The sequence below is a fragment of the Rhodophyticola sp. SM2404 genome (assembly GCF_053570515.1).
On the sequence record NZ_JBSEDL010000002.1, the window covers coordinates 238,608 to 264,989 of the forward strand.

Annotated in this window: 24 protein-coding genes and 1 pseudogene; 10 read left to right on the forward strand and 15 right to left on the reverse strand. The window is 57.7% G+C overall.

The features are described from left to right. Positions 1-11: 11 nt before the first annotated feature. From ACTYEO_RS04105 to ACTYEO_RS04135, 7 genes are all read right to left on the reverse strand, one after another. Positions 12-1,301 carry a malonyl-CoA decarboxylase gene (locus tag ACTYEO_RS04105; protein ID WP_449322443.1) on the reverse strand — a complete coding sequence of 430 codons (1,290 nt, stop codon included), beginning with the start codon at positions 1,299-1,301 and terminating at the stop codon, positions 12-14. Between the two features lie 98 nt (positions 1,302-1,399). Next, positions 1,400-1,927: a TRAP transporter small permease gene (locus ACTYEO_RS04110; protein ID WP_449322444.1), complete on the reverse strand. Its 528-nt coding sequence runs from the start codon at positions 1,925-1,927 to the stop codon at positions 1,400-1,402. 59 nt (positions 1,928-1,986) lie between these two features. After that, positions 1,987-2,961, reverse strand: a complete 975-nt coding sequence (locus ACTYEO_RS04115) for a TRAP transporter substrate-binding protein (RefSeq protein ID WP_449322445.1) — start codon at positions 2,959-2,961, stop codon at positions 1,987-1,989. 23 nt (positions 2,962-2,984) lie between these two features. Beyond that, on the reverse strand, positions 2,985-4,268 hold the full coding sequence (locus ACTYEO_RS04120; RefSeq protein WP_449322446.1) for a TRAP transporter large permease: 1,284 nt from the start codon (positions 4,266-4,268) through the stop codon (positions 2,985-2,987). 1 nt (position 4,269) lies between these two features. Beyond that, positions 4,270-5,796: an amidase gene (locus tag ACTYEO_RS04125; RefSeq protein ID WP_449322447.1), complete on the reverse strand. Its 1,527-nt coding sequence runs from the start codon at positions 5,794-5,796 to the stop codon at positions 4,270-4,272. A 117-nt stretch (positions 5,797-5,913) separates the two neighbouring features. After that, entirely contained in the window at positions 5,914-6,894 is a 981-nt protein-coding gene (locus ACTYEO_RS04130) for a LysR substrate-binding domain-containing protein (RefSeq protein ID WP_449322448.1), read from the reverse strand. Positions 6,895-7,127: 233 nt separating this feature from the next. After that, positions 7,128-7,469: a ferric reductase-like transmembrane domain-containing protein gene (locus ACTYEO_RS04135; RefSeq protein ID WP_449322449.1), complete on the reverse strand. Its 342-nt coding sequence runs from the start codon at positions 7,467-7,469 to the stop codon at positions 7,128-7,130. Here ACTYEO_RS04135 and ACTYEO_RS04140 point away from each other — a divergent pair. The 5 genes and pseudogenes from ACTYEO_RS04140 to ACTYEO_RS04160 form a co-directional block, all read left to right on the forward strand. Next, positions 7,465-7,995, forward strand: a pseudogene (locus ACTYEO_RS04140) (cupin domain-containing protein); the annotation flags it as partial. The gene ACTYEO_RS04135 and the pseudogene ACTYEO_RS04140 overlap by 5 nt on opposite strands. 99 nt (positions 7,996-8,094) lie before the next feature. Next, the gene (locus tag ACTYEO_RS04145; RefSeq protein ID WP_449322658.1) at positions 8,095-8,760 is read left to right on the forward strand and encodes a glutathione S-transferase; all 666 of its coding nucleotides are present in this window, start codon (positions 8,095-8,097) and stop codon (positions 8,758-8,760) included. Further along, a complete protein-coding gene (locus ACTYEO_RS04150; protein ID WP_449322450.1) occupies positions 8,757-9,239 on the forward strand; it encodes a CIA30 family protein in 483 nt (160 codons plus the stop codon). Before ACTYEO_RS04145 ends, ACTYEO_RS04150 begins: the two co-directional genes overlap by 4 nt. A gap of 40 nt (positions 9,240-9,279) precedes the next feature. After that, positions 9,280-9,495: a DUF2805 domain-containing protein gene (locus tag ACTYEO_RS04155; protein WP_449322451.1), complete on the forward strand. Its 216-nt coding sequence runs from the start codon at positions 9,280-9,282 to the stop codon at positions 9,493-9,495. Between the two features lie 63 nt (positions 9,496-9,558). Next, positions 9,559-10,890, forward strand: coding sequence for an ABC1 kinase family protein (locus ACTYEO_RS04160; RefSeq protein ID WP_449322452.1), 1,332 nt, complete (start codon positions 9,559-9,561; stop codon positions 10,888-10,890). A 49-nt stretch (positions 10,891-10,939) separates the two neighbouring features. On the opposite strand, the gene ACTYEO_RS04165 is transcribed toward ACTYEO_RS04160, so the two are convergent. Next, complete coding sequence (locus tag ACTYEO_RS04165) at positions 10,940-13,099, reverse strand: S8 family peptidase (RefSeq protein WP_449322453.1); 2,160 nt, start codon at positions 13,097-13,099, stop codon at positions 10,940-10,942. A gap of 496 nt (positions 13,100-13,595) precedes the next feature. Further along, positions 13,596-14,204 (reverse strand): response regulator, encoded by a 609-nt coding sequence (locus tag ACTYEO_RS04170; RefSeq protein WP_449322454.1) that lies wholly within the window; start codon positions 14,202-14,204, stop codon positions 13,596-13,598. Positions 14,205-14,596: 392 nt separating this feature from the next. Here ACTYEO_RS04170 and ACTYEO_RS04175 point away from each other — a divergent pair, with 392 nt between their 5' ends. Both ACTYEO_RS04175 and ACTYEO_RS04180 read left to right on the forward strand, forming a co-directional pair. Then, positions 14,597-14,977, forward strand: coding sequence for an oxidoreductase (locus tag ACTYEO_RS04175; protein WP_449322455.1), 381 nt, complete (start codon positions 14,597-14,599; stop codon positions 14,975-14,977). Positions 14,978-15,063: 86 nt separating this feature from the next. Continuing rightward, positions 15,064-17,646 carry an ATP-binding protein gene (locus ACTYEO_RS04180; RefSeq protein WP_449322456.1) on the forward strand — a complete coding sequence of 861 codons (2,583 nt, stop codon included), beginning with the start codon at positions 15,064-15,066 and terminating at the stop codon, positions 17,644-17,646. A 41-nt stretch (positions 17,647-17,687) separates the two neighbouring features. Here the strand turns inward: ACTYEO_RS04180 and ACTYEO_RS04185 are convergent, their stop codons facing one another. Continuing rightward, on the reverse strand, positions 17,688-17,816 hold the full coding sequence (locus ACTYEO_RS04185; protein WP_449322457.1) for a sigma factor-like helix-turn-helix DNA-binding protein: 129 nt from the start codon (positions 17,814-17,816) through the stop codon (positions 17,688-17,690). Positions 17,817-17,827: 11 nt separating this feature from the next. Here ACTYEO_RS04185 and ACTYEO_RS04190 point away from each other — a divergent pair, with 11 nt between their 5' ends. Further along, positions 17,828-18,010: a hypothetical protein gene (locus ACTYEO_RS04190; RefSeq protein WP_449322458.1), complete on the forward strand. Its 183-nt coding sequence runs from the start codon at positions 17,828-17,830 to the stop codon at positions 18,008-18,010. Between the two features lie 12 nt (positions 18,011-18,022). Here ACTYEO_RS04190 and ACTYEO_RS04195 read toward each other — a convergent pair whose 3' ends face one another. The 5 genes from ACTYEO_RS04195 to ACTYEO_RS04215 form a co-directional block, all read right to left on the reverse strand. After that, positions 18,023-18,202, reverse strand: a complete 180-nt coding sequence (locus ACTYEO_RS04195) for a hypothetical protein (RefSeq protein ID WP_449322459.1) — start codon at positions 18,200-18,202, stop codon at positions 18,023-18,025. A 116-nt stretch (positions 18,203-18,318) separates the two neighbouring features. Continuing rightward, complete coding sequence (locus ACTYEO_RS04200; protein WP_449322460.1) at positions 18,319-19,170, reverse strand: carbon-nitrogen hydrolase family protein; 852 nt, start codon at positions 19,168-19,170, stop codon at positions 18,319-18,321. 58 nt (positions 19,171-19,228) lie between these two features. Beyond that, positions 19,229-20,722, reverse strand: a complete 1,494-nt coding sequence (gene glpK, locus ACTYEO_RS04205; RefSeq protein ID WP_449322461.1) for a glycerol kinase GlpK — start codon at positions 20,720-20,722, stop codon at positions 19,229-19,231. Positions 20,723-20,781: 59 nt separating this feature from the next. Then, complete coding sequence (gene glpD / locus ACTYEO_RS04210) at positions 20,782-22,263, reverse strand: glycerol-3-phosphate dehydrogenase (protein WP_449322462.1); 1,482 nt, start codon at positions 22,261-22,263, stop codon at positions 20,782-20,784. Between the two features lie 173 nt (positions 22,264-22,436). Further along, positions 22,437-23,126, reverse strand: coding sequence for an arylesterase (locus ACTYEO_RS04215; RefSeq protein WP_449322463.1), 690 nt, complete (start codon positions 23,124-23,126; stop codon positions 22,437-22,439). On the opposite strand from ACTYEO_RS04215, the gene ACTYEO_RS04220 reads away from it, so the two are divergent. Beyond that, positions 23,125-23,817, forward strand: coding sequence for an ABC transporter ATP-binding protein (locus ACTYEO_RS04220; protein ID WP_449322464.1), 693 nt, complete (start codon positions 23,125-23,127; stop codon positions 23,815-23,817). The two genes, ACTYEO_RS04215 and ACTYEO_RS04220, sit on opposite strands and share 2 nt — an antisense overlap. Further along, positions 23,814-26,342: an ABC transporter permease gene (locus ACTYEO_RS04225; protein ID WP_449322465.1), complete on the forward strand. Its 2,529-nt coding sequence runs from the start codon at positions 23,814-23,816 to the stop codon at positions 26,340-26,342. The genes ACTYEO_RS04220 and ACTYEO_RS04225 overlap by 4 nt, the downstream gene beginning before the upstream one ends. Positions 26,343-26,382: the final 40 nt, after the last annotated feature.

Below are 26,382 nucleotides of genomic sequence, written 5' to 3' on the forward strand. Positions count from 1 at the left end.
GGGACGTCCTTTTACCCTTTGCTTAGTGCGGTGACACTGGGTGATGCCGAAACATCGTTTTTGCTTGCGTAGGCCTGATGGTTTTGTTCGATCGTCTCACCGTCATAGAGATAGTTGACCATCACACCCCACGAATTGGCGATGCCGCGCGGGCTTTGATCGGCGCCCGGATGAACGCGCAACAGGGTCGCCCCGTTGCCGAGGTGAAAATGGGCCACCGGGTCGGCTACCGTGCCCGACGCCCTTTTGGCTTGCGTCAGAAAACGCGCTGCAAGCTGGGTGATGAAGTCATCTTGCGGCAGGTCGTGTTCGCCAAGCTCGCTTAGCGTCTCCTTGTCGGTATCGCTTAGCAAGGCGTCACCGTTCTGCAGGGATTGCGCGACCCACTTCCTAAAGCCCGGAACAGGCGACAGCGTCACGAATGTCTTGAGGTTCGGGCGCAGTTTTTGCAGTTCCGCCACAACCTGTTTAATCAGGAAGTTCCCGAACGAGACCCCGCGCAAGCCCGCGTGGCAATTGGAAATCGAATAAAAAGTTGCGACCGTGGCCGTGTCGAGATCGGTCCGCTTGCGATCGGCCGCAAGGATCGGCCCGATTGCATCCGGAACCTCGCTCAGCAAAGCGACTTCAACAAAGATCAGCGGATCGTCCAGCATCGCGGGGTGGAAAAAGGCAAAGAGCATCCGGTCGGGATCACCAACGCGCTGGCGCAAATCATCCCAGTCAGCGATTTCGTGAACCGCCTCGTAAGTGATGACCTTTTCCAGAATTTGCGCCGAGGTTGACCAATTGATCTGCCGCATCTCCAGAAAGCCGCGGTTGAACCAAGACGCAAAAAGGTGCTGAAAGTCCGAATCCAGCCCGCGCAGCTGTGGGTTCTGTTTCGCATGCGCGAGCAAATCAGCCCGCATCGCGACCAATTCAGCAGTTGCCCCGGGGACGCGGTTGATGGTGCGGATCAACTCTTGGGTTTGCGGCTCAGCCACGAAATGCAGTGCGCGTGCAGCGTCGATGTCTCCGGGGGTCCAATCGGCGACGGCTGCGGTCAACGCTGCATCATCGGGCCCGAATTCTTGGCTGACAGCGGAAAAGAACGCCGCCTTCTCTGCGACGTCTGCCGCCGCGTAAATGTCGAGGATCTGACGCGATATCTTCAGCCCCTCAGCCTCGCTTACGTCGCGAAGCAGTGAATGACACAGCGACACTAGGCTGTTTGCGGTGTCTTCTGCGGCCTGTGGCCGGCTGCGACCGGCACCAGCAATTCTTGCAAGGATTTCGCTTAGAAAGCTCTGCTGCGCCATCGAAATCAGTCCCGTGAATGGGTCAGGTTCGGATCAAGGGTCAAAACGGCCCCCGACGATCGCTCCACCATGTTCTTGTGCTTGAATAATCAAAGCATTCAATCGAGCGGAGCACCTGTTTTCTCCACACCGTCATCCCCGGCCCAGCGGGCGAATAGATGGATAAGGATGATGATCATAGACAAGGGCACCGCCACCGAGATCCAAACCATTGGAATCCCGAGCGTGTCGGCGGTTAAACCTGACTGACGGGCAAGGTATCCTCTGGCAAACCCGCCACGCAGGCCGATGAAGCAAAAGTAGATGACCGGCAGGATAAAGGTCAGCACCGCGGCGCTTTGGACACCCTTTGCGAACAGTGCCAGCACATGCGGGGCGCTGGGAAAAACGCTGTCCATAAGGACGGCATCCGATTTAGTCTTGAACGACAAGGTCGCGCCCAACAATCCGGTCCAGACCATTGCATAGCGTGCGACATCTTCGGTCCAGACAGGGGGAGAAGAGAAGCCATAGCGCGCGATAATCTGCACGACGACCGTCAGGAACATCACACTTACCGCAAACACGGCCACGCGGCGCATCATCAAGTGCAGGCGGTCGCTGGTGCTGATGATGAAATGTTGCATCTGTCTTCTCCGGTTGTGCAATGGGCGAGCCACGTCACGCGGGGCTCGCCCATATCGGTTTAGCGGTTCTCTTCAGAGAGTGTCTGCCACAGGGCTGTATCTTCGGCCGACATCAGGTCCGACTGGTATACAGCCAAAGAAGCCTCGCGGAACACCGCACGCTCTTCATCTGTCAAGCGCTGTACAGTCACGCCGTTCTCTTCAAGCGCTGTTAATCCATTTTCTGACGCTTCTTCGAGCCATGCACGTGCAGAGGCGTCTGCTGTCACAACGGCGGCGTCAACAGTCGCGCGTTCTTCGTCTGACAAACCATCATACCAATCCTTTGACGCCAGTACGGCACGCAAAGGCCAGATCACATCCGCGGTTGCGAAGTTCCTCACGAAATCTGTTTGACCGAACATCACAGGTACGAACGGTGAATTCAGGTAACCGTCGATCACGCCTGTTTGGAGACCAGCGGGTACTTCGCCCCAAGGCACAATCGTGCCGCTAGAGCCCCATGCCTCGTACATAGCGATTTGTGCATCGTCCAAAGCGCGCATACGCAGGTCAGCCATGTCAGATGGGGAACGCACGGCCTGAGTTGTCGTGATCACACCAGATGCTGGCCCAAGCGGTGCCAAAGCAAGTAAAATGGCGTTCTGCTCAGCAAGACTTTCGTTGATACGTGCGTAGAAGTCACCGGCTGCCAAAGTGCGATCCATGTGCGCGATATCAGTAAAGATATATGGCAGGCGGATGCCATATATGAACGGGTCCACTTGCGCGACGGCGCGCACGTCTGACAGGGAAATTTCTAACAAACCTGTCGAGACTTGATCAAATTTCTCGGCCTCATCACCAACGGAGCCGCGAGGTAACTCACGCACGTCCATGCCCGCCTCGGTCAGGGCTTGGCCGAAAGCGAATGCCCAATTGTACGAGCCCGATGTGTCCAGTTCTGGCGCGCTATCGAGCGCAATTTTCACTTCTGCTGAAGCGGACGTACTCATCGCGAGTAGTGCTGCAATTGTAAGTGCCTTAAGTTTCATTGGTGGTCCTCCCTTTGGATTGGTTAGTTCACGGAAAACCCGAACAGGCGTGGCAACGTGAGGCTGATTGCGGGCCAATAGACCAGCGCCAGCAAGAGCAGCACCTGAACGAGAATGAAGGGCAGCACAGCGTAGGCCAGCCGCCAGTAGTTAAGATTTGTCAGCGCCGAGACGACCACAAGGCATTTGCCCAAAGGCGGCGTGATCAGACCGATGCACAGATTGAAGCACAGCACGATACCAAGCTGGATCGAGCTGATGCCTTGCTCCATCGCCTGTGGAGCGAAAAGCGGGATCAACAGAGTGAGGGCGACGGGCGTGTCCATGAACATGCCCGCGATGAGGAAGATGAACACGAGGAAAAACAGGTATTTCGTACCTGTCAGCCCGAAGGACTCCACCCAATTTGCCAGCGCCTGAGACCAGCCAAGCTGTCCCGCCAGATAGCCCAGCACCGAAATCGCAGCGAGAATAATAAAGATCGTTCCGGTCATTTTTGCCGTGGCCTCGATCGCATCAACGATCATGCGCCAGTTGAGGCCCTTGTAGAATTGCCCCGCCACGAGCGCGAAAAACACGGCGATGGCCGACCCTTCGGTTGGTGTGGCCAAACCGAAGACCAGAGAGCCAAGGATCACAATCGGCAGGCACAAGGCGGGCGCGGCATTTAGCAGGCTTGGCACGAACCGCGGGAGGTCATCTGACCGCCCGCCGGGATGGCCTTTGAACCGCGCAATGATCGCGTTCAACCCCATGAGCGCGGTAGCGAGCAACAGTCCCGGCACAACCCCAGCGATGAACAGGGCCGCGACGGAGGCGCCCGTCAACCCGCCGTAGATGATCATGATGATCGAGGGTGGAATGATCGGACCGATCATAGAAGAGGCTGCTGTGATCGCCCCCGCGTAGTATGGGTCATAGCCGCGTGCCTTCATCTCGGGTACGAATGTGCGCGACAGGGCTGCACTATCGGCAATGGCGGATCCGGAGATGCCCGCGAAGAAAACGCTGGTGAGGATATTGACGTGCCCAAGGCCTCCCCGGAACCGGCCCACGATGGACATGGCAAAATCAATCAGGCTGCGCGTGACACCGGCGCGGCTCATAATCTCAGCGGTCAGAATAAACAGCGGCATTGCCATGAAGGCAAAGACGTCAAGCTGCGAAAAGATTCGCTGCGGCAGAACTGAAAGGAACTGGGTTTTATCAACGGCAACGAAGGTCAGAACCGACACCGCCCCCATCAGATAGGCAAAGGCCGTGCCGCTGATAAGTAGAAGAATAAAGATTATTGGTATCAGCCACATATCAAACCGCCGTGCGCAAATCGTGTGAATTGGGATCGTTGGGTTTTGTCAGATCCGATGGATGGGTCACGATCGAGCGCAAATCGATTTCCGAGGGGGCAAGGGTCTCCATATCGGCCAAGGGACGGGCCGTTTCTGTATTGGCAGCAAACAGACCTTCGGCCGCCTTGGCTGCGCTGAGAAGCTGTGCGTCGCCTCGCACCGCTCCCAGTATCTGAAGCCCAAAGGGCATCCCATACGCATCGCGTCCGCAAGGCAACGTAATCGCGGGGCCGCCGCTAAGCGAGCCGCGATAGCACAGTGCCAGCCAGCGATAGTAGATGTCCAAGCCCCGCCCGTCGATATGGGTAGGGTGTGATTGAGTCCACGCAAAGGGAGACACCGGCGAAGTCGGCAGCACAATCACATCAACCTCGCGCATCAGCGCATTGAAGCGGCGCAGAATGCGGGTCTGCTCATTGTGCGCCCAACCGCGATCCGCCAAGGACATGGTCTGACCGAGCGCAACATTCTCTTTGATATGCGGGCCGAAGCTGTCGGGGTCTTCTTGGACACCCGAACCAAAGGCGACACCAAAGCTTTCAGCGCGCAGGATGTCAAAACAGCGATCCATGTCCCCAAGATTAAGATCCACGGGGCGGCACTCTTTGACGTGCGGGCGCAGGGTTTCAACACGGGCTTTAAAAGTCTCGCGAATGGCGGGGTCGACAGGGGCACCGCCAAAGTCTTCGCTGTACCCGACACGCAAGCCCTGCAAAGGCACTTCGGGCAAGTCGTCAAAGCGAGCCTGCACTGGAACCGACAAAGGATCATCAAGGTCGTGCCCGCGGCACACCTCTAACATCAATGCCAAGTCATCAATCGTACGTGCCATTGGACCCAGCACCGAAATTCCAGACCACCCCAAGGGGCGCGTAGGGTGGGCGATTACACCAACTGACGGGCGATAGCCAACGATGCCGCAAAGGGCCGCGGGCATCCGGAGCGAGCCACCCGTATCAGAGCCGGTGCACAGCGGCAGCAGGTTGGCCGCCAGCGCCGCTGCCGAGCCACCCGACGAGCCACCCGCAACCAAATTGGCGTCAAACGGGTTACCCGTCGCACCCCAGACGGGATTACGACTGTTTCCTCCGGCCCCCACCTCGGGAACATTTGTCTTGGCAAGAATCATGGCGCCCGCTGCGCGCAGACGTGCGACCATTGGCATATCCTCGTCAGGCACATGGCTTCGTGCGCGGATACTGCCATGTGTGGTCAGCAGCCCCTTCGTGTCCTGCAAATCCTTGACGCCAATTGGCAGGCCGTCCAAAGGCCCCATCGGCGCGCCAGACCGCCAGCGCTTTGTCGCACCTTCGGCACGGGCAATGGCCCCTTTGACGTCCATCGCCGCCAAGGCATTAATTTTAGGATTGTACTGCTTTATCTGCTCTAGACAAGCTGTCAGGTATTCAACCGGAGTCAGGGTTTTGGCCGCAAAAGCAGCTAGAACCTCACACGCGGAGAGAGCGCAAAGCCTAGAGCCGCTCACGAGCGCGCACGATGCATTGAGGTGAAACGAATAGACACAATAGCCCTCCCAAGCCGTGTGTTTGGTTAAGGTAAGAGAGGATCTTGGCAATTAAAAATGAAAAATTCGCCGGAAACATTAACCAAATGGAATGTTTTTGATGTCTTGCGTTGCTTGCTCCAGACACTTCAGGAACAAGATAAGCGCCGCATTCTGTGCGAAATGCTCCTTGCGCCAAAAGCACCGCGCCTCTGATAGCAAATCATGTGTATCCAGCGGCAGCGTGACGAGCTCGCCTCGCCTCGCCTGTGTCTGCGCCAGCCGCTGTGGCAGCAACCCAAGGGCAGGCATGACCCGCAATAGCTCGACATTCAGCGCCAGCGACAGGGATGAAATTGTATTCGTGGGTGGTGATAGCCCATTGGCGGCAAAAAGCGCGTCCACGGCCTGTCGGGCTACCGAGTTTGGTTTCGGGAGTATCCAAGGGAAATTTGCAACATCCGCCCACTTGACGGCCGTCTCTTGTGCTAGCGGGTGATTAGGCCCTGCGACAACGACGACAGGCTCGGAGAACAAGGCCATTTGGTTAATACCGGCCAGCTCCTGAGGCTGCCAAACCCGTGCTATCAACAGATCCAGGGCGCCAGCTTCGAGTTGCGGCAATAGTTCGACGAAATGTCCTTCGGACACTGAAACGTTTGCCTGTGGTGTGCTGCGCTTGAACAAGGAAATCGTGCTGGGCAAGAGTGTCGACGCAACCGAACTGACGACACCAACCCCAACAGAACCTGACACACCGCTTGTCATCGCTTCGATATCAAAGGCGGCGCGATCAAGTTGCCCAAGCGCTTGACGCGCATGTTCAGCAAGCCTCGTGCCAATTGGCGTCAGGTAAAGCCTGTTGCGATCCCGGGTCACGACGGGCAAGCCAACTATCTTTTCCAACTCGGCAATTTGTTTTGACACGGCGGGCTGGGTCACCCCAAGCGCTTCGGAAACCCGCGCGACGAGTTTCAGATCCGACAACGCAACAAGAGCACGCAAGTGACGAAGTGTAATCCCCTGTTGAAAACCCTTACGCAAAACTTGCGCTACCTCCGCATCCATAATTTGTGCCAACGCCGCATCTATACTGCCATATGTTACCTTGGACAGGCAAATGATTGGCTTTCAAAACTCTGGAACCAACCATGTCTAATAGAACGAAGTTCAGCAGCACACATGCGTTGCCAGCGCTTAGTTTATAACTCTCCTTGCTACATCTTCTTAGGCGACAGCTGATGCAAGGCATCGTTTGTGGATTTTCCCCTTCGCTCTACATGATGCATTGGGTCAAGGTGTCGAGGCAGTCGCTATGCCACTGCGGGCCGTGGCCGAAGGTACCAATACCAGACGCGGTAGGCTTCAAGCGCGATCAGGGGGCCAAAGTGGATGAGGGCTGGTCCCGCGCCGTTCCAATCGTTCAAAGCGGCCCAGTGCACCAGTGTCAACACAGCTGCGGCATAGGTCCAGCGTTGCAACCACTTCCACCACGTGCCCATTTTGCGCACGAAGTAATCCATTGATGTAAGCGCCAGCGGTACGAAAATGATAAACGCGATCCAGCCTGTCCAAATGTAAAGACGTGGCAGTTCATCGACGACTGTTGTCAGTGACGCCTTATCCAGAAGGTAGAAAATTGTGTGCCCCGCCACGGCGATTGATTGCGGCGATACTCTTTTGCGCTCCGACAGTGACAATCTGGAGATTGTGGGGATCGGGCTGAACAATATTATGGCGGTTGCGATGAATGACGCGGTTCTGGTGGCCGATATGTTGCGCGCTCAGGATGTGAAAATGGCGGTTGATGCGCTCAAGGCCAAGGACGCGGCACAGGCAACAGATTTCCCCAAAGATCACCGCCCTTGGGGCTGGTTTGAGAGCCTTGCAATCGGCAATCGGTTTCAGGTCAAACGCATCCATGTCCATCCTGGTGCAGCGCTGTCTTTGCAAAGCCATCATCACCGCGCTGAGCATTGGATTGTGGTATCGGGCACCGCAGAGGTGACGATTGATGATCATGTCCAATTGGTCAGCGAAAACCAATCCGTCTATATCCCGCTTGGGGCTGTTCACCGAATGCGCAACCCCGGCAAGGTGCCAATGATCCTGATCGAGGTTCAGACAGGGGCCTATCTGGGTGAGGATGATATCACCCGCTATGAAGATGCATATGCAAGGGATGATCGGCCAAAAGGATCAGGCCGCATGTCTTGCGCCCGCGCGCTATTTCTACGTCGCTGCGTTGACCTCTGTGGCGCTCGGTTCATAGGTTGCCTGATGTCTCAGTTTCCGATTCTTTGGTCATTCCGTCGCTGCCCCTATGCCATGCGCGCGCGCTTGGCACTGTGTAGCGCAGGGCTTTGTGTTGAACTGCGCGAGATATTGCTGCGCGACAAGCCACAGGCCTTTCTTGAGACGTCTCCTTCGGGAACAGTTCCCGCCCTTCGCCTGCCTGACCGTGTCTTGGATGAAAGCCTCGATATCCTGACTTGGGCGCTTGGCTGCAATGACCCCGAAGGACTGTTGGACATGCCAGATGAGGGCTGGCAGCTAATCAAGGCCAATGACGGGCCGTTCAAGGCCGCGTTGGACCATACCAAATATGCCTCCCGCTTTCCTGACCTCGACCCTGAGGCAGAGCGCGCGAAGGCGGCCAGCTATCTTATCGATCTCAACCAACGGCTTGCAGGCCAGTCAGCCCTTTTCAGCGACCGCTACACGCTTGCCGATCTTGCTATTTTGCCCTTTGTTCGCCAATTCGCAAATTCGGACCGCGCATGGTTTGACGCGCAGGCTTGGCCCGATCTGATCACTTGGCTGGATGGCTTTCTGCAAAGCCCTCGCTTCGCCGCGATCATGACCAAATATGAACCTTGGTCAGACGGGGATGCGCCAGTGTTTTTCGGCGCAACGAAAGACCAGCCCAACGGTAAGGTAATATGACGGAATTCGACCTTACCCCAAGCTGGAGCTATGTCGCTGACGGGGTCATGGGCGGTGTCTCCAAAGGGGGGATGACGCAGGAAATCTATAACGGGCGCATGGCCTGCGTATTGCGCGGCGCGGTCTCGCTTGAGAATAACGGCGGCTTTGTTCAAATCGCCTTTGATCTGAACCCTAAGGGCAGCAGTTTCGATGCAAGCGCTTGGAGCGGTTTGGTGCTGGATGTTTGTGGCAATGATGAAAGCTATGATCTGCGCCTGCGCACGTCCGATCTGATCCGCCCTTGGCAGTCCTTTCGCACTGGGTTTGAGGCCACGCCCCTGTGGCAAAGCAAGCGCATTCCGTTTGAGGCCTTTGAGCCACACCGCACGGATGCCGAATTTCACGCATCAAAGCTCAAACGGATCGGTATTCTTGCCATTGGTCGGGCCTTTCAGGCGGAGGTCGCGATTGCATCTTTGCGGCTTTATCGCGACTAGCCTGCTTGCCCTGACAAGGCCGCCCGCTATTTGATCGCCAATGAACAAGCTACAATCCCTCCCGCAAGAGCATATCAGCGACATCGTGCAGATGGCTTTGTCTGATCATATCAGCTTTGCCGATATCGAACGCGAATACGGGATCGGCGAAAAACATGTCAAATCGCTGATGCGCAGCACGCTTAAAACCGGAAGCTACAAGGCTTGGCGCAAGCGCGTGCGCGATTTCTCGGATCGCCGCGCGCAATATAAATAGCCGCGACAGGTCGTTCCGCCCTTGGATCATGGACAAGAGGCGGGGAGCGGCTATCTCCTGACCATGAGCATAAAACCAGATGATAGAAGCCCCCTCGCCGTGCCTGCAAAGCGGCTGACGCGCTTGGGCCAATTGGGCGCGATGACGGCGGGCGTGGCAGGCAATATGGCCGCCAATGGCGTTGTCCAATTGGGGCGCGGGCAGCGGCCGTCGATGCGGGGGCTTTTGCTCACCCCAAGTAATATATCCCGCGTGGCCGACCAATTGGCAAAGATGCGCGGCGCGGCGATGAAAATCGGGCAGCTGATGTCGATGGATACGGGCGATGTTCTGCCGCCCGAGTTGGCCCAGATCATGGCGCGGCTCAGGGATAATGCGCATTCCATGCCCCCTGCCCAACTCAAGCAGGTTCTCAATACCGAGTGGAAAGAGCGCTGGCTGGCCGATTTTGCCAAATTTGATGTCCACCCAATTGCCGCGGCCTCCATCGGGCAGGTCCATCGCGCGCAACTCAAAGACGGGCGCGATATGGCCATCAAGGTACAATATCCGGGCGTCGCCAAAAGCATCGATAGCGATGTGGCCAATGTGGGCGTGCTTATGCGGATGTCTGGCCTGCTGCCCAAAGGGTTCGAGCTTGCCCCCTATCTTGAAGAGGCACGAGGGCAGCTGCACCAAGAGACGGATTATACGCGCGAAGGTCAGCAGCTGAACCAATTTGCAGATCTATTGGCGGATGAACTGAGATTCACGGTCCCCCAGCTCTATAGCGATTGGTCCACGCGCCATATCCTTGCGATGAGCTATGTCGCGGGCATCCCGATTGAACAGGCCGTGGATGAGCAACAGGAAACGCGCAACCAGATTGCGCATGACCTGATCGAGCTGACCTTGAAGGAGTTATTCGTTTTTGGCGTGATGCAGACCGATCCGAATTTCGCCAATTACCTCTATGATCGCGATACGGGGCGGATCGTGTTGCTGGATTTCGGGGCCGCGCGTGATCTCGACCCTGTCATCACCGAGCAATATCGCAGATTATTGCGCGCGGGGTTGAAGGGCGATGAGGCGACGCTGGGGCAGGTCGCGACCGAGATCGGCTTCGTGACCCAAGATACCGCGCCGCGCCATCGCGCGAAAGTCATCCAGCTAATTGGGCTTGTCTTTCAGGCCCTCAAGGCCGAGCCATTGGTCGATTTCACCAAAACCGACATGTCGCGCGAAATGCAGGCCGAAGGGTTGGCCTTGGCCGAGGACGGCTTTGTTCTACCGCCCTTGCCGATTGATGTGCTCCTGCTGCAGCGCAAATTTGGTGGGGTGTTCCTGCTGGCCGCGCGGCTCGGGGCCAAGCTGGATGTGATCGGCCTGTTGGAGCAGTATCTGGAAGAGAATTGAGCAGTAGGGATACGGTGCGCCACACCCCGACCGCAGTTTTTGCGCAGCGTCAGAACCGTATCTGGATGCCGAAAACACCTGCGGTTTCACTGCGTCCCGCAACATTGCCGCGATTTGTGCTGCGCACCAGACGCATCGCAAATTCGGCATTGTCGGAAATCGGCGCATTATAGCCAATCGAGAAATCCCGCTGCCTGTCACGTGGTGAAAGATCGACGGCAAAGCCTTGTGTCACCGACCCGCCCGATGCAGTGCGAACACCTACATTCATCAGCCCCACGCCCGAATTGATTGCGGCGGGCAAGGATAGCCCAAGGCTCAACCGATCCCCATTCTGGAAGATATCGCGCTGTTCCAGCCGCAGATCAAAACTGTTGAAACTGACCGAGATCGGGGCGGAGAAGATCATCGACTGGTCAATATCAACCAAACCGTATTCCGCATTGAAATGCAGGCTTGTGCCTTGGCCAAAATCCTGATTGAGCCCGAGAGAGACTGATTGCACCGCAGCCCCAGATTGGCCCGAGAGACCACTGAAACCGAACAGGCTTCCGTCATCTTCATAGACAGCGGCCCCAAGGCTCAGGCTGGCGCCATCACCGATATCGAAGCTGCTTTGCACACCAAGGCCAAGGTTCGACAGTGATGCCACATTTTCTGGCGCGACCAGTGATGCGGACCAAACAGAGTCTCCAAGATCAAAGGCCATGAGGCTTTCAAAGGTCGGGCTGACATAATCAGGGCCTGTGGTCGGCGCCAGCCGCTGCACGGCGTAATCAGTCGACATGCTTTGACGCTGCATCTGGGTTCCAGCACTTTCAGGCGCTATGCTGACAAAAAGCGCGGACGCATCCAATGAAAACTGGCCCGCCATACGGTCTTGCACAGCTACGCCAACCCCTTCGAGGCTGCGCTGAACCGCGTCACCAATGGCACTGCCCGTGGCATGCACAAGCGTCTCGACCTCAACAGAGGAGCCATCGGAGAATTGCGCGGTCGGTGGTCCGATCGGCAGCAAGGCCGCACGCACATTCAAAAACCCATGCCCGAATTCATTGGAATAGGCATGCATGAACGTGTCCTCACCTGGCAGCAGGTCCATCTCGCCATCAGGGGTGAAGAAGCTGTTATCAGCTGTCGCCAGCAATCGCGTGCGCAATTGATGCGGCGTCAAATCTGGGAAGGCTTCCGCCAAAAGCGCCATCGCGCCCGCGACTTGAGGTGCGGCAAAGGAGGAGCCTGTCACAAATTCATAGGACCGGCTGCCGCCCGAACTTGCCGCATTCCACGCCCCATCAGCAACAAGGCACCAGCGCGCCGAAATCCCGCATGGCTCAGACACCATGGTTGCCGACAAAATCCGTTCATCATCGAAAACAGGCACAGCGTTGCCTACGGCCAACCAGCCTCGCTCGAGGGAGGGACGCAGCGAGGGCAGCGCCTCCATCAGATCTGCGCGTCCAGCGGAATTGTCATTCGAGACCGCAAAAACCGCAACGTTATTGGCGGTATAGCTATCAAGGGCAGCGAGGTATTGCTGGCCGGAACTGGTTCCGAAAACGCTGTTGAACCCGCTGACGGTTGCAGGCGCGATAAAGCCCCATGAGTTGTTTTGCACAATGGCGCCTGCTTGGTTTGCCGCGCGGGTGGCAGCGGCAAGGCTGGCCGTCGAGTTATAGCTGCCAAACAGCAAATCAGCGCCAGGGGCCACACCGATCATCCGACTAGAGGACCCTGCCGCCACGGAGGCAACCGAAGTGCCATGGCTGGCCACAGGCACGGAACCGCTGGTTGAAACCGAGTTGGAGGCGAAGGCCTCATGCGAGGTCAGGAACCCTGAATCCACGATTGCGATGGTTTCACCTGCACCGCTCAGCCCGACTGTATGCGCATATTCAACACGCGAGGAGGCAAGGGGATAGCTGCTATACACCGTGGAGGGCGCATTATTGAACCACCAGTTATTCTGCTGGAAGGTATATCGTTGGTCGCCCACACGCAGGGCCTCGGCAAAGGCCTCAAACGGCTCAAAGCTTTGGACGAAGTAACTTGTCAGAGTGCTCGCGCTTTGCGGCACAATGGTAAACGAAACAGAAGTCGGAGTGTCCTTGCCAGCATCACCACCCCCGCCACCGCCATTGCAACCGGACAGAACCAGCGCGGCGGCCAAGGCAATTGGCAACCCTCCGATCGAAGAACGATCAGACATAATGAACCTACAATGTTAAGAAGCCTTTTGGCTCGCTATTGCCCTGAACAACCCATCTGCGAGTGACCGATTTCTCCGGTCAAAACCGGCTCTTGGCCGGCGGGTCGAACATCCGTAAAGCCGGATGGTGCATATTCAGCTTTAGGAAGCTTTTCCTAATGCGAGGTAAATGCGACGCCTGTTTCGATCTGTTGCGAACGGCGTGAATTTGGGGCGTTGGCGCTGAAAAACGGTCATAATACGATACTCACTACTGAAGACTATGTAGTAAGACCTGCAATCATCATGCCAAAACTCGAAACAATCATGAAGATAAAGTTTCTTCGGCACATCCGTTAAAAACCGTTAATTCACATAGTGTTAAATCTTGCGCCAAGGTCTGGAGAGGCAAACGGCTGCGGAAACAGGCTGCAGTATCGTGGCCTTACAGAAAACGAAAAGGCCCGCCATGAATACCAGGCGGGCCTTTTGCCAAAATCGTTAAACTTTTGCGAATTTACAGAATTGCGCGTTCACGACTGATGATCGCCGCATGCGCGCGGTTCCTTGCGCCAAGCTTTTTACAGACCGAGCGCATATGCATTTTCACGGTCACCTCGGTGGTGCCCATATCGCGCGCGATTTCTTTGTTGGTCATGCCATCAGCGGCAAGGCGGAGAACGAAATGCTCTTTCTCCGTCAATTGCGCCGCGGCGGCCTGTTCGCCACCCGATGTGGGCGTGATCTCTTGCATCGGCACGAAAATCTGGCCCGAGTCGATAAGCTGAATGACACTGATCAAGGATTGAAGCGGCATCGTTTTGGGGATGAGCCCCTTAACACCCAGATCAAGCGCACTGTTGAGGAAATGGCGGTCCACCTGCCCCGTGAATAGGACAACCTTTGCGTCGCCTGCTTTCTCGATCACGGTGCGCACGCTGGCCAATCCAACCATTCCGGGCATTTTGAGATCAAGAAGCACAATATCATGCTTATGGGCGGCCAAAGCGCTGATCGTTGTATCGAAGGTTTCAGCAGTGCCGACTGTATACCCTGCCCCTGTGCGGAGCAAATTGGCCACAGCTTCACCGAGTAGCCGGTGATCATCAGCGATCAGGACTCTCAATTCTTCACTATTATCTTTGCCGTCGGCTATCATTACGTTATCCCATCTTTAAAAATGCGCAGCGTGTGAAAACTTAGCTTCCGCAGAACCGTAAAAACGAAAGTATCACATCGGCTGTGATCCTTAGTGACCTAAAGCATCAATCGGACCAAATTCCTAGATGCGGGCCAAAGCCACATACGAAGTGGTGTTTCGTTCTACGTTAGATACACTAAAATACCTTTCGATAAAACAATTCCTCACGACTGAGTGATATCCGCACTTCTCGGACATAGTAGGAATCCCCAATAAAACGCAGAAATTTTTTAACAATCGCCGCCGCTTCCGGCCTTTACGCAACTTCTGGCTTCCGAGCTTCTGCACAGACCTCGATTTTATCGCTGACCGGTGATTTGGCATCGGGCGCGCGTAGTTTTTCCGATCAAGATCTTCTCGACCTCCCGCAGGTTTCTTTCGAGACATCCACCCTGTGGACCGAAGGTGTTTTGGAGTTTTCCGGCCCCAGCCTGAAATCGGTTCTCGCGTCCTCAGGCGCGGGACAGGGCAATATTGTTATGACGGCCGTGAACGATTACTCGGTTGAAATGCCTCAAGACATTGTCAGTGACGAGCTGCCGATCATCGCCAACCGTATGAATGGCGAACCCTTCTCAGTGCGCGATAAAGGCCCGCTATGGGTTGTCTTCCCATATGACAGCGATACTGAATTGCAGCAGGAACTTATTTATTCCTACAGTATCTGGCAGCTGAACCGAATTGAGGTTCTTGGCTGATGAGCTCCAAGTTGAAGCCGCTTTCCCTTTTGGAAGGGCTTCAAGGAAGAACCCGGAGAAACACCGGGTTCATCCTTCTTGTGCTATTGCTGGTCTCTTGCATCGGCTTGCTGGCCAGCGCGCTGAAATTCGATGATCGCTTGGTTGCGGTCCGCGCAGCCGATAGCGACAATCAGGGCTGGCTGGTCGCCCAGTTGGAGGTTGATTATCAGGCCTTCATTATCGCACTCGGCGCGGTAACACAGAATGCCGATCTGGATTCAGGCGCAAATCTGGTTGAGCTGCATAATGATGCGGTTCTGCGGTTCGACATTTTCTATTCCCGCACATCCGTTTTAACGGCATCGCTTGCCGACGAGCTACTACCAACGCGCCTCGAGACAATGCTTCAGAGCTTGGTCGCGGTCAGGAACGAGCTGGCGCAGCAAATTGACGCCATCGAGCCCGGCGATGTTGAAGCAATGCGCGCGCTCGCTGCCGAAGTCGGCCTCCATGAGCCGCTTGTGCGTGATGTTTCGACCATGGCGATGCAACAATTTATCGATATCGCACAAGATGCGCGTCTGGCCGAGAAATCGCTTTGGCAGCGCTTCTTGCTCGAGTCGCTGATTTTGCTGTCGATGACCTCTATCGCGGCCTTTCTGGCTGTGCGTTTGTGGCTTGATCTGGAGCGCCGCACCCTACAGGCCGAGAGGGCCGCGCTTACGGTTTCCAAGGCTTATGAAGCATCTCTCAGCGCTGTTATTGTGACCGATTTGGAAGGGCGCATCCTGCTATGCAACCGCGCGGCCGAGCGCATCTTTGGCCGCTCGACAGATGAACTGGTCGGCTCTTTGGTGGAAACGACCATTGTTCCAAGAACCCTTTTGCGCGTGTATCGCCGCGCTTTGGAACGAACACGCAAGCTTGACCCGACCAAACTCCTTGGAAGCTCCCCCTATCCCAGCGAAGGCCGCCGCGCCAATGGCGAGATCTTTCCGATCGAGCTGAGCCATGCTTTGGATATGGACCTTGAGGGCGACCCGATCCTGATCTCATTTGTGCGAGATATCTCGGATCAGGTGGCCGCTGAGAACAAATTGCGGAGCGCCGTGGAAGAAGCCCAGAAATATGCGGTCGCGCGTGGAATGTTCCTTGCCAGCATGAGCCATGAAATGCGCACACCGCTCCATGGCCTGATCGCCTCGCTGGAGCTGATCGACAAGTCAGGTCTGGATGACGCAAATCTCAAACTTCTCAGCACCGCACGCGATTGTAGTGAACGCGCTCTGACCCAGATTAATGATGTTTTGAACCTGACACGCCTGAACGAGAATAAAGAGCGCAAAAACGCGTTCTCGGCCGCCAAGGTGGCCCGCGATGTGGTCAATGAAATGCAATCCATCGCGCGGGAACGCGGCAATGTGTTGAACGTTACAATCCAAGACCCCGCCTGTGAGCAACAGGTCGTGGGATACCCCTCCGCCTTTTCCCGCGTGCTCTATAACCTTGTCGGAAATGCCGTGAAATTTACCGAGGACGGCAGTATCTCCGTCGAAATCGGGTCACGCAAGCAGGACAATGACGCCCTTGAGATTACGGTATCGGTCACCGATGAAGGGCCCGGCATTCCCAAAGAAGATCACGAGCGCATTTTCGAGATGTTCGAGACATCGCGCTCTGCCCAAAATAACGGGGATGCTGGCACGGGTCTGGGCCTGCCGATTGCTAAACTTGCCGTTGAGCGTATGGGCGGCGAGCTGAGCCTGACAAGCGCGCTTGGTCAAGGCAGCCGTTTCGAATTCAAGATTTTGGTTGAACAAGAGAACGAACACGTCCTCCAGATCTCCGAAAGCGATACAAAGGCCTTTGACACAGCGCGGTCCAATCTTCCGCTGGCAACGGGTGTCCCGCGCGAAATCCTTATTGTGGATGATAACGAGGTGAACCTGACCGTCATGTCGGAAATGGTCAAACGCCTCGGCTATGTGCCCCATTTCGCGCGCAATGGCCAAGAGGCCGTTGATTTGGCCAATGAGAAAGCCTTCGAGATCATTTTGATGGATGTCAGCATGCCCGTCATGGACGGGCGCGATGCAACCATGCATATTCGCAAGGGCGGTGCCTCAAGCGATGCTTTCATCCTAGGCGTCACAGCCTTGATCGAAGCGGAAGACCCTGACTGGTATGAAGAATTTGGAATGGATTCCGTTTTGGTGAAACCTGTCTCGCAATATGACCTGACCAAGACATTGGCCGAAATCGAGGATGGTATTCTCGAAACGGCCGAGCCAGAGCCACAATCACAGCCTGAGATTGTCGCCGATTTCGTTGATGCAAGCGCACCTCAAGAAGAGGCAGGCACTGACAATTTCGATTTCACTCAACTCCGCGGTCTTGTTGGCGAAGACACGGCACCAAGGCTGGTCGCTGCAACGCTGAATGATGTGCGCACCGCGCTGCTTGCCCTGCGTGTCAGGGATAATGAGACCGCCGTTCTGGCGCATCGGGCTGCGGGTTCAACCGCCGTGGTCGGATGGTCGGGGTTGAGTTCCAATTTGCGAAAAATCGAAGATGCCGCCCATGCAGGGCGCGGTCGTGAATTGACCGATCTGGAACCGCAACTGGAGCAGCTTTTAATGCATGCGGAACAGCAAACCCAGACAGCAAATGTTCCCAGCGTGCACTAAATGATCGCGCAAAGGCCCACGGATACCCGAGGGCCGCTGTTCTATTCCAGCGCGTCACTCATCATATCGCGCAGCCGCATGATCGCGGCCTTCTTGATCTGCGAGACCCGCCCCGTGGTAACATCGAGAACCGCCGCCACCTCATGAGCTTGGCGCAGGCCCAGACGCACGCCTTGACCTCTTGGTTGTCAAACTCGACCAGCTGCGCGCTGAATTTGATTGGGTTGTTGGCGAGAGCCTGATCACCCAAGCCGTTGTGCTGGCGCAAACTGGCCATTCCGAGACAGAAGTGGCGAAATCCACAGGCATCTCGGGCGATGAAGTTGAAGCCATCCAGCGCTTCCGCCGCGTACGCCGCCACTAATTTCTTTCGCCGTTAGCTATCTGCGGCGTCGCAGGACTCGATCCGTGCAGAGCTTGGCAGGCGGTCACACCAATCAACAAACATCACCCGCGCTCTGGCCTGTGCCTCGGCGCGGGCTTCTGTATCCAGCTCCATCGATAATGCATCGCGCAAGGCGGCACCGTATTCGACATTGAAGGCGGCCGAAATCATGAACCAGGCCAGCGCTTGTGTGCGATCTCGCGGCAAAGCAGCACGGTTTTAGGCGCGCGGGCGGAATCACATTTCGTCCGAATGCTTCGCAAGATGGCTGATCCAGCAGGCGCGCTTCAGGCGGTGATTTCCACCAAGTCGAAATCCCGCCCGTTCTTGAGATTGGGAATTTGCGCGCGGGCGCGCTCGACCTCGGTCAGATCGAGCTCAAGGATCGCGCAGCTTGGCGCAGCATGAGGCCCGAGATCGGCCAAAACCTCGCCCCAAGGCGAGATGACCAATGAATGGCCCCATGTCTCCCGCCCGTCTTCATGCTGGCCCGCTTGGGCGGCAGCAATAACGAAAGCGCCTGTCTCAATGGCGCGCGCGCGCAACAGCACCTCCCAATGGGCGCGCCCTGTGGGCACGGTGAAGGCTGCTGGAATGAACATGACCCGCGCCCCAAGCTGGCCATAGCTATGATAGAGATTGGCAAAGCGCAGATCGTAGCAAATGCTCATCCCCCATGGCCCCCATGGCGTGTGCACCAGAACCGCGCGATCCCCGGGTGCAAAGCGTTTGGACTCCCCGATCGGAGCCTGCCCTTCAAGCGCGACATCAAACAGATGTATCTTGTCATAGGCCGCCACCTCGCGTCCCTCAGGGTCGATCAGCACCGAATGATTGAGAAAGCGCCCGTCAGGCCCCAGCACAGGGGTCGAGCCAGGATGGAGCCATATTCCCGCTTGTTGTGCCGCGTTGCGCGCAGCCGCCAGATAGGGATCAGCCTCGGCAGGGCCGACCATTTCGGCAGCTGCTTTGCCATCGCGGTTCATCAAACCCGCCACTTCGGGCAGGCAGAGAAGCTCCGCCCCTGATGCAGCGGCCTCCTGTACCAACCGTTCCATCACCGCGATATTGGGGACATGGCTGGCCGCCGAGCACATCTGCCCGATGGCGAGTTTAAGCGTGGGTTTGAGCTCGGTCATGGGGCTAAGATTGCGGCAAGCCTGCGCAAAGGGGAAGCATCAATTTGCGCGACGTCTTTCAGCCCTCCCGCGTCAATGTCCGCTCTACTGCGTCCTTCCACCCTGCATAGCGAGCGTCACGAAGGGCGCTGTCCATGTTTGGCATAAAGTGGCGATCCAGCGCCCATGTTTTGGCGAAACCGGCTTGATCAGGATAAACGCCCGCCTGCATCCCCGCGACCCAAGCCGCGCCCTGCGCGGTTGTCTCCAGCACTTTCGGGCGGTCGACAGGGGCGCCCAGAATATCGGCCAGAAACTGCATCGTCCAATCCGAGGCGCTCATCCCGCCATCGACGCGCAAGACCTGCTCGCCCCCCTCGCCTTGCCAATCAGCGCGCATCGCTTCCCACAAGTCGCGGGTTTGGAAGCCCACGCTTTCCAAGGCGGCGCGTGCAAATTCAGCGGGGCCAGAATTCCGTGTCAGCCCATAGATCGCGCCTCGGCAATCAGGGTCCCAATAGGGCGCGCCGAGCCCTGTGAAGGCAGGCACCAGATAGAGCGATTGTTCTGGGTCCGCGGCTTCCGCCAAGCCTTGGGTCTCGCCCGCTTCACGGATGATCTTGAGGCCATCACGCAGCCATTGCACCACAGCGCCCGCAATAAAGATCGAGCCTTCCAAGGCATAGGTTGGCTTGCCATCGAATTGATAGGCGATGGTTCCCAAAAGGCGGTTCTGGCTTTCGACCAGGTTGGCGCCGGTATTGAGCAGCGCAAAACAGCCCGTGCCATAGGTTGATTTCAGCATACCAGGCTCGAAACAGGCCTGACCAAGCGTGGCGGCCTGTTGGTCGCCCGCAACGCCCAGAATGGGCAACGGCGCGCCAAAAAGATCGGGGCGGGTCATGCCGAATTCCGCACCTGTGTTTTTCACCTCGGGCAGGAGCGACATCGGGATATTCAGAAGCGCGCAAATCTCTTCATCCCATTTTCCCTCGCGGATATTATACAACAAAGTCCGCGCGGCATTTGTGGCATCCGTCACATGCGAATTGCCCCCCGTCAGCCGCCATATCAGAAAGCTGTCCACCGTCCCAAAAGCCAGATCACCCGCCTCGGCCTTGGCGCGCATGCCATCAACATTGTCCAGAAGCCAAGCCAGTTTGGTGCCCGAGAAATAGGGATCCAGCAGCAGCCCCGTTTTCTGGCGGACCATCGCCTCATGGCCCTCGGCCTTCAGACGCGCGCAAAGATCCGAGGTGCGGCGGTCCTGCCAGACGATGGCGTTATGCACAGGCTTGCCCGTGGCACGATCCCAGACCACCACGGTTTCGCGTTGGTTTGTAATGCCGATGGCAGCAATATCCGATGGCCCCAGCCCTGCCCGTTCAATCGCTCCGCGGCAGGTGCCCGCCGTAGAGGACCAGATATCCTCTGGGTCATGTTCGACCCAGCCAGAATGGGGGAAATGCTGTGTGAACTCTTCCTGAGCCGATGCAATCGGTGTGAGCGATTTATCAAAGATGATCGCGCGGCTCGACGTGGTTCCCTGATCGATGGCCAGAATATGGGTCATCGCTTTTCCCTCCCGTTATCTCTTTCGCAAAGCCTACCCCAGTTTACGGGGCGGGCAAGTCATTGCGCATGCATAAACGCGTCGATCGCCGCGATCTGTTCAGGCGAGAGCCGCAACCCCAACTTCGAGCGGCGCCAGACCACATCTTCAGCCGTGCGGGCATATTCCTTGTCCATCAGCCAGCGCAGCTCTGCCTCGGTCAGCGTCGCGCCGAAATCAGTGCCAAGTGCATCGGCAGAGGTCGCATCCCCCAAAATCGTCCAAGCATCGGTGCCATAAGCCCGCACAAGACGCTTGGCCCATCTGTCAGACAGGAAGCCGTGTTTCGCGCACAAAGCCGCAACCAGATCATCCACGCCATCGACAGGGAAATCACCACCAGGCAGGGGCACGCCTGCGCTCCAATCCCCTTTTGCCTTTGGTAGGAACGGGGCCAGTTCGGCAAAGGCGCTTTCGGCCAGACGCCTATAGGTTGTGATCTTGCCGCCAAAGATATTGAGCATTGGCGCGCCTGCATCATCAAGCGAGAGAACATAATCGCGCGTTGCTTCCGTCGCGCTGCTGGCGCCGTCATCATATAGGGGGCGCACGCCAGAATAGGTCCAGACGATATCCTGTTCCTTAATCGGCGTTTTGAAATACTCACCCGCGAAACGGCGCAGATAGTCGCTTTCCTCAGGCGTGCAGACAGCATCGCGCGCGCTGCCCTGATGCTCCTGATCGGTGGTGCCGATCAGGGTGAAATCGGTCTCATAGGGAATGGCAAAGATGATACGCCCATCCCCACCTTGGAAGAAGTAGCATTTGTCATGATCAAACAGGCGCTTGGTCACAATATGGGAGCCACGCACCAAGCGTACCCCTTCCGAGGAGTTCTGCCGCGCAACATTCTGCACAATATCGGCCACCCAAGGCCCGCCGGCATTGACCAAAGCGCGCGCCATATAATCCTTTGTTTCGCCCTCCGTCTCGACGGTGATGCGCCACAGATCATCCACGCGCTCGGCGCTGACCACCTTGGAACGCGTCATGATTTCCGCGCCCCGCGCCTCAGCATCACGCGCATTCAGCACGACAAGGCGGGAATCCTCGACCCAGCAATCCGAATACTCAAACGCGCGGGAAAAGCTCTCCTTGAGGGGGGCCCCCTCAGGCGTGTTGCGCAGCGAAATCGTTTTCGTGGCAGGCAGAATTTTGCGTCCTCCCAGATTGTCATAAAGGAACAATCCCAAACGGATCAGCCACCAAGGCCTGAGCCCCGTGTGATGGGGCAGCACAAAGCGCATCGGCCATGAGATATGAGGCATCGCACGCAGCAGCGTTTCACGCTCGATCAAGGCCTCGCGCACCAGTCGGAATTCGTAATATTCAAGATAGCGCAGCCCGCCATGAAACAGCTTGGTCGAGGCACTGGAGGTCGCACCTGCCAAATCTTCCATCTCGGCCAAGGCAACGCTCAAACCCCTGCCCGCTGCATCCCGCGCGATCCCGCAGCCATTGATGCCGCCACCGATGACGAAAATATCGAATACTTTGCCCAAACGCTCACTCCTGATCTTGTTTGGTGTGTTTCAAGTCATGTTCGCTTTGTCAATTTTCAGCGTGGCGCTTCGCGGCTTTATGGTCTGGGAAGCACATCAGACGCGGCCGCCCGCGTGCCGATATCGAATGTGAAACCGATATTTATGAACAGAAACCGAAAGGGTTTCCGCAATCAGGGCTGCCCGACCCGCGCAATAAGCGCCTCCACCTCTGGCCCAACAGCCTCGACGATCAGCGCCACACCCTCCCGCGTGGGATGGAGACCATCGCCTTGCATATAGCTCTGGTCCAAGCGGCTGTCTGACGCTTGAGTCTCCAATGCGCCCAAGAAGCTCTCGATATAAAGGGTGCCAAATTGCGCGGCGAGGTCAGGATACATCGCGTTGAAATCGCGCTGGAACTCGGGGCCATAATTTCCGGGCGCATTCAGCCCGATCAACAAGACCTCAACCTCCGCCTCCTGTGCGGCGCGAAGGATGCCCGCAAGGTTCTCGCGCGAGGCCTCGGGCAGGATACCGCGCAAAAGGTCATTGCCGCCAAGCGCCACGATCATCGCATCCACATCAGGCGTCAGCGTCCATGCCGCGCGCGCCAGACCGCCCGCCGTGGTATCGCCCGAGACGCCTGCATTGAGGATCACAACTTCGTGGCCCCGCTCGGCCAGCCAGCCCTCAAGCTGGGGCACGAACCCGTCTTCCTGTATCAGGCCATAGCCTTGGGTCAGGCTATCGCCCAAGGCCGCAATGGTGACGGGTTGGGCAACAGCCATGCCTGTTCCGAACAGAATTCCCAAGAAAACCTTGTTGATCCAGCGCGCAACACCATATGCCTTTACAGGCATAGAGGCAGTGAATTTGAACATGGCAAACCCGATCCTTTCTCTCTCCGAGGCCGCGCTTTCCCTAGATGGCAATGCAGGCCGCGTTGATATCCTACATGGCATTTCCCTGTCGATCGACAAGGGTGAAACCGTTGGATTGGTGGGGCCGTCTGGCTCGGGCAAGTCATCGCTGCTGATGTTGATGGGCGGGCTTGAGCGGGCCACGGGCGGGCAGGTGCTGGCCTTGGACCATGACCTCACCAGCCTATCCGAGGATCAGCTCGCGCGGTTTCGCAGGCAGCATATGGGGGTGGTGTTCCAATCCTTTCACCTCATCCCGACGATGACAGCCCTAGAAAATATTGCCACTCCGCTGGAATTGGCGGGCCATAGGGACGCGTTCGAGCGGGCCGAGGCGGAACTGGAGGCCGTGGGGTTGGCGCATCGCGCAGATCATTATCCAAGCCAGATGTCGGGAGGCGAGCAACAGCGCGTGGCCTTGGCCCGCGCCGCAGCCCCGCGCCCGTCGATCCTTTTGGCCGATGAACCCACGGGCAATCTGGACGAGACAACAGGCGCGCAGATCATGGATTTGCTACTGGGGCTGCGCGACAAATACGGCTCGACCCTTGTTCTGGTGACCCATTCGCGTGAATTGGCCACGCGCTGTGACCGTGTGATCCGGCTCCGCGATGGCCGGATTGACGATACCGATATGAAAGCTGCCGAATGAGGATGGCGTGGCGCATCGCGCGACGGGAACTCCGAGGCGGCATTCGCGGCTTTCGGATTTTTCTGGCCTGTCTCGCCCTCGGTGTAGCCGCGATTGCGGCTGTGGGCACGGTGCGTCAATCCATCGAGGAAGGCTTGGCCCGCGAGGGGGCGGTGATCCTTGGGGGCGATGCCGAGATGGAGTTCACCTATCGCTTCGCCAGCGAGGATGAGCGCAGCCATATAGCCCGCATCGCCGAGGCTGTTTCCGAGACGGTGGATTTCCGCTCAATGGCGGTGATGGATACCGAAGAAGGACCCGAACGCGCGCTAACCCAAATCCGTGGTGTCGATGGGGCCTACCCTCTTTATGGCAGCGTGATGCTTGGCCCCGAGATGCCGCTGGCCGAGGCCTTGGCACAGCAAGACGAACGCCATGGCGCGGTGATGCAGCAGGTTCTGATCGACCGTATGGGGATGGAGATTGGCGATATCTTCCGCCTTGGCACGCAGGAATTCGAGCTGCGCGCCGCTTTGCTGACCGAGCCTGATGGCGCCTCGGGTGGATTCTCGCTCGGGCCGCGCACGATTGTCTCACTGGCAGGGCTGGAAGGCACAGGCCTGCTGGAGCCGGGCACCCTGTTTAACACCGAATACAGGTTGCGCCTGCCCCAGGGGGCCGATCTTGCGGCCCTTGAAGATGAAGCGGAGCAATTGTTCCGCGACCAAGGCATGCGCTGGCAGGATGCACGCAATGGCGCACCGGGCGTGCAGCGCTTTGTCGAACGCATCGGGGCCTTTCTGGTGCTGGTCGGGCTGGCGGGGCTTGCCGTGGGCGGGGTCGGGGTGTCCTCGGCGGTGCGGGCCTATCTTGAGGGCAAGGTCACCACCATCGCAACGCTCAAAACCCTTGGCGCATCCTCGGGCACAATCCTTGCGGCCTATTTCCTGCAAATAGGGGTTTTGACGCTGATCGGGCTGGCGCTTGGACTTGTGCTTGGCGCGCTGGCACCCTTGGCGCTGTTTCCAGTCATTTCCGCACAGCTGCCCGTGCCCGTGGCCTTCAGTCTTTACCCCGCCCCCTTGGCCGAAGCCGCGCTGTACGGTGCACTGACCGCCCTGATTTTCACGCTCCTGCCTTTGGCACGCACCGAACAGGTCCGTGCGGCCTCGCTGTTTCGCGATGCAGGCGGCGCATTCATGACATGGCCGCGCCTGCCCTATCTGTTGGTCATCGGGTTTTTGGCCGTAGGGTTATCTGCGGCGGCCATTGGCTTTTCGGGCACGACCTTCCTTGCCACTTGGACCATCGGCGGAATTTTGGGTGCGCTGCTGCTTCTGGCGCTTGCCGCTTGGGGGATCAAATCCCTCGCACGGCGGCTTGGAAAATCGCGGGCCTTACGGGGGCGCACGGCGCTGCGGCTGGCCCTTGGATCGGTTGGCGGTCGCGGCTCGGAGGCGGCTTCGGTTGTGCTCTCGCTTGGCTTGGGGTTGAGCGTTCTGGCCGCCGTGGGGCAGATCGACTCGAACCTGCGCGCCGCGATCCAAGCTGATCTGCCTGATGTTGCGCCCTCATATTTCTTCGTCGATATCCAAACCGACCAATTGCAGCCCTTCCTTGACCGCGTCGAAGCCGACCCCGCTGTCAGCCGCGTCGAAACGGCACCCATGCTGCGGGGCGTTGTAACGCAAATCAACGGGCAGCCTGCCCGTGAGGTTGCGGGCAATCATTGGGTGCTGCGCGGAGATCGCGGGGTGACCTATTCCACCACCGCCCCGCCCGCCGATCAGATCACGCAAGGCCAATGGTGGCCCGATGACTATTCAGGCCCACCCTTGATGGCCTTCGCCGCCGAGGAAGCCGCCGAAATCGGGCTGTCTCTCGGAGATGAGATAACAGTCAATATTCTGGGGCGCGATATCACCGCCAGTTTGGCTGCCTTTCGCGAAGTTGATTTCTCGAATGCGGGGATCGGCTTTGTGCTGACCCTGAACGAGGCTGCCTTGGCAGGGGCGCCCCATACCCATATCGCTACCGTCTATGCCGAGCAGGAGGCAGAGGCCGCCATTTTGCGCGATGTCGCGGGTGATGCGCGCAATATCACCGCGATCCGTGTGCGCGACGCGCTGGACAATGTGGCCGATGCGTTGCGCGGGATCGCGGCGGCAACCTCCTATGGCGCGCTGGCCACCTTGATCACGGGCTTTGTCGTGCTGATCGGGGCGGCTGCCGCAGGCGAACGGGCGCGCGTCTTTGAAGCGGCGGTTTTGAAAACCCTCGGAGCGGTGCGCGGCACTGTCTTGGCCAGTTTTGCCATCCGTTCCGCCATTCTGGGTGGGGCCGCAGGTTTGGTGGCCATCGCCACGGGCGCACTTGGCGGGTGGGCCGTAATGACCTTCGTGATGGAAACAACCTATCGGTTTGAGCCCGTATCTGCCTTTGCCATCGTTATCGGGGGCGCTTTGGCCACCCTGATCGCAGGGCTGGCCTTTGCGCTGCGACCTTTGGCGGCCCGTCCTGCGCGCATTCTGCGTGCCCGCGAATAGAGCCATTGCGAAACCCGCGCCGAGAGCGCAGATAAGATCA